This window comes from Congregibacter sp. (assembly GCF_045107095.1).
GTDB lineage: Bacteria > Pseudomonadota > Gammaproteobacteria > Pseudomonadales > Halieaceae > Congregibacter.
In genome coordinates this window covers 1-3897 of record NZ_JBGCFU010000072.1, presented here as the reverse complement: position 1 = coordinate 3897, position 3897 = coordinate 1, and the positions used below count along the sequence as shown (strand labels likewise).

Annotated in this window: 3 protein-coding genes; all 3 read left to right on the top strand. The window is 56.6% G+C overall.

What is annotated here, in order from left to right; genetic code table 11:
• A partial coding sequence (locus AB8B76_RS10895) for a cyanophycinase (protein ID WP_405272425.1) occupies positions 1–1447 on the top strand: 1447 nt, incomplete at its 5' end.
• 9 nt (positions 1448–1456) lie between these two features.
• Positions 1457–2446 (top strand): MDR family oxidoreductase, encoded by a 990-nt coding sequence (locus tag AB8B76_RS10890; RefSeq protein ID WP_405272423.1) that lies wholly within the window; start codon positions 1457–1459, stop codon positions 2444–2446.
• A 22-nt stretch (positions 2447–2468) separates the two neighbouring features.
• Complete coding sequence (locus AB8B76_RS10885) at positions 2469–3830, top strand: YjiH family protein (protein WP_405272421.1); 1362 nt, start codon at positions 2469–2471, stop codon at positions 3828–3830.
• Positions 3831–3897: the final 67 nt, after the last annotated feature.

Below are 3897 nucleotides of genomic sequence, written 5' to 3'. Positions count from 1 at the left end.
GGTTGTCGGCGAGACCGGCATATTGTTTATTGATCTTCGCAAAGCGAGCTTTAAAGATCAGGACTTCGCAGTGCGAAACGCTCGAGTGTCGTTTCTTGATGATGGCGATGCTATAGATCTGCAACGGGGCAAAGCCATACCAGCCGCCGACAAGCGTCGTGCTCGTGTCGGACGTGCCTCTTATCGCTCCCCTGCTCCCGTGCGTCGCAATGCTTTCGCCAGCTATGGCCTCCACGATTTAATGCTGCGCCTTGTAGAAAGCGACCCGGCGTTTTATCACAAGGACAGTTCCAGCGCTTTTGATGCGCAGTACGGAAATCAAGTCACTCTCCACGTGCAACGACGCCCTCGTCGTTCCCGTGCTTTGCGAGCCGTACGTAACGGTGAAATCCGCTATACGGCGCTCAACTTCAACCTGGACATCCACAGTACACCGCTGGATGTTTGCCCCCTGAACGAAAGCACACAGGTTTTACGACCAGATCCGGCACCTCAGGCTCGCCTGGTGATGCTGGGCAGCACACCTATCAACTGGAACTACGCAGCGCGCAAAGCGCTGTTAAACGAACTCCAGGAGCCGGTAGGTGTCCTCGCCACGGCCTCAGGCGAGCCGACAGCAATGGCCGAGCGCTACCTCGATTGGTTGGCCAGTGAAAACGTACAGGCGGAACTCTTGCCTATTTCACTCCACAATATCGAGCGAGCGAGTCGCGACCGTGCCTTACTTAAAACCATTGATCGCATGGGAAGCCTGTTATTCACCGGTGGGGACCAACGACGATTAACCGAGGCCTTGCTCCACTGCGCCGAGGCTACACCAGTCCTGCACAGCATCGTAACTGCCTATGAGCGAGGCACTCCCTTGGTCGCGGTAGCCGCCTCTGCCAGTGCATTGGGTACTCAAATGATCGCCGAGGGCGACAGCGTCGCTGCCTGGCGCTATGGAAGCTCAGAGGACGCCAGCTTCTCGGGCGTTGTAGTTGAACGGGGCATTGGCCTGACTCGCTTGGGGCTGGTCGATCAGAACTTTCTTCGAAGGCACCGCTTAGGCCGACTTCTCATGGCCTGCTCAGCTCAACAACAGCGCTTTGGCTTCGGCTTGTGCGAAGGCGCGGGCATGATTATTCATGGCAACGAGCATGAAATCGAGGCCATCGGCAGCAACGGCGTCGTAGTCGTTGAGCTTGATCTGGATCGCGTTCGGCTGGCTCCCAAGGTGCCAGACCCCTCGGGCCTGCGGCTGTATCTTTTGGAACCCGGACAACGAGTTCGACTAGAAGACTTGGCCGGAGCTACTGCCGATGGTTCCGCAGCAGCTACCGCTCTATTGCGAGAAGCGCTCGACGATCTGGCGCGCGATTATCATGATGCTTTGGGAGACACTGAGCTCTCCTTCAACACTCCCCGCTGGCTACAAACTCTAGCCCGCCCGGAAAACCTTCACTAAGGAATCACCATGTCTGACAGTTTTAAGGCCCTCGTTGCCCGCAAGGAAGAGACGCTCTCCTGCAGTTACGAAACGCTCACTCTCGACGATCTTGATCCGGGTGATGTCACCGTCGCAGTTGACTACTCCACGCTGAACTTCAAAGACGGCCTGGCCATAACCGGTGCAGCACCCATTGCCCAAAAACACCCTCTGGTTTTGGGCATTGATTATTCTGGAACCGTTATCGAGTCGGCGCACGCCAATTTCGCCCCGGGAGACCGAGTAGTCATGAACGGCTATGGCGCGTCGGAGTATCTCCATGGAGGTTACGCGGAGCGAGCGAGAGTCAGCGGTGAGTTTCTGGTAAAACTTCCCGAGTCGATTTCGAATGCGCAGGCTATGGCTATTGGAACCGCTGGCTACACAGCAATGCTGAGCGTTATGGGACTACAAGCCAATGGACCGGCACCCGGTGATGGCCCCATTCTTGTCACCGGCGCGGCGGGGGGTGTGGGCACCGTTGCTATCACTCTGCTGGCGGACTTGGGTTACGAAGTTGTTGCGTCGACGGGCCGTGCAAGTGAGAGCGAGTTTCTAATGTCCTTGGGCGCAACGGGCATTCTCGATCGCGCTGAACTTTCCGAGAGAGGAAAACCGCTCCAGAAGGAGCTTTGGGCAGGGGTCGTTGACTGCGTAGGAAGCCATACCCTTGCCAACGCCATCGCACAGACACGTTACGACGGCGTCGTCACTGCCTGCGGCCTCGCCCAGGGCGCTGACCTCCCCGCTACAGTTATGCCCTTTATTCTGAGAAATGTGCGTCTCCAGGGTGTGGATTCGGTTCAGGCACCCATGGCCCGCCGCCTCGTAGCCTGGGAACGCCTGGCAAAAGAGTTAGACATGAAGAAACTCGCGGCACTTTCCTTTGATTTACCCTTTAGTGAGGTCCTGTCTCGCGCACCCGACATCCTTGCAGGACAAATTCGTGGGCGAGCCGTGGTGGATCTATCACGCTAGCGCGAACCAGGGTTCACCAACAATGAGCGAGACCTCCCCTCAGAACGCCGACATCGCCAGCTTGCGGCGATTTCTCCTCCCGTCTCTTATCGGGGCCGCAGTATTCCTCTGCCCCATTTTTTATGACGGGGCATGGACGATACTGTTGGGGGTTGCCGCTGACTCTCTCAAAGAAGCAGTCGGGGGCGCAATGCCTGCGCTGCTGCTTTCGATCGTCACTGCGTCGGCGGTGCTTAGCGTTGCCGGTGCTATAAATCCGAATCTTCAATCCCGGTATCGCGCACACGGTGTGACCCGTGTCTTTGATGTCCCTTTGTTTTGGCTCAGCCTACGGCTACTGGGTACGATCTGTGCGTGGCTCATTGTTTTCAAGCTCGGACCCGAGTTCATCTGGAATGAGTACACAGGGGCCGTCGCACTGTTCTCCCTGGGTGGAACTATTGTCACGATATTTCTGTGCGCGTCATTTTTACTGCCGATGCTCACTGACTACGGCCTGATGGAGTTTGTAGGCACGCTCTTGCAACCGGTCTTTCGGCGCCTATTCACCCTACCGGGGCGCGCTGCGATCGACGCACTGGCCAGCTGGCTGGCAGCTGCTGCGGTGGGCGTACTCATTACCATCAGTCAGTACGAGCGAGGGCACTACACCCGTCGCGAAGCGATTGTCATCGCGACGAACTTTTCAATCACCAGCCTACCGTTTTGTTTGTTTGTCATTGAATTCATCGGTCTGCGCGAACACTTTTTCGCCGTGTACGGCACCATTGTCACTATTGGTCTTTGTTGCGCGATCCTGCTACCGCGCCTGCCACCGCTGCGCGGTATACAGCCGTTACCCAGCGACAACAACGTTGTTTCAGCGGTTCAGGATGACGAGGAAGAGCCACTGTTTTCGAGGGCGTTATTAGCAGCTCGAAGGCGCGCCGCCTCGGGGCCGGACCTTAAAGAGTATCTTGCCGCATCAGCACAGCACGTTATGGACATCTGGATGGGGCTAGTCCCCTTAGTGATCCTCATCGGCACCCTCGGTCTGGCAGTCGCCGAATTCACGTCCGTCATGCAGACTCTTTCAGCACCCCTCATTCCGATCCTGGAGTGGAGCGGCCTTCCAAATGCGGCTGCCGCTGCGCCCACGTTTATGGTGGGCTTTCTGGATATGTTTCTACCCGCTGCTATTGGTCAAGGCGTGGAAAGCGAGCTCACCCGATTTGTGATTGCCGCTGTTTCGCTCACACAACTTATCTATCTTTCTGAGGTGGGCTCTCTGCTACTCAGAAGCGCACTTAAAGTGAATGTGCTTATGCTGTTGGGCGTCTTCATGATGCGCACGGTGATTGGTTTTCCTATCGCGGTCGTCGCAGCGAAGTTCTTCATGGGCTGATACCGCGCCGTTCTAAAGCACAATCGTTTCACGCTATTGCAGAAACGCCACCATAAGCGCTGACAAA

Coding starts and splice junctions, on each gene's coding strand:
- AB8B76_RS10890 (WP_405272423.1), top strand. CDS start 1,457: ATGTCTGACAGTTTTAAGGCCCTCGTTGCCCGCAAGGAAGAGACGCTC.
- AB8B76_RS10885 (WP_405272421.1), top strand. CDS start 2,469: ATGAGCGAGACCTCCCCTCAGAACGCCGACATCGCCAGCTTGCGGCGA.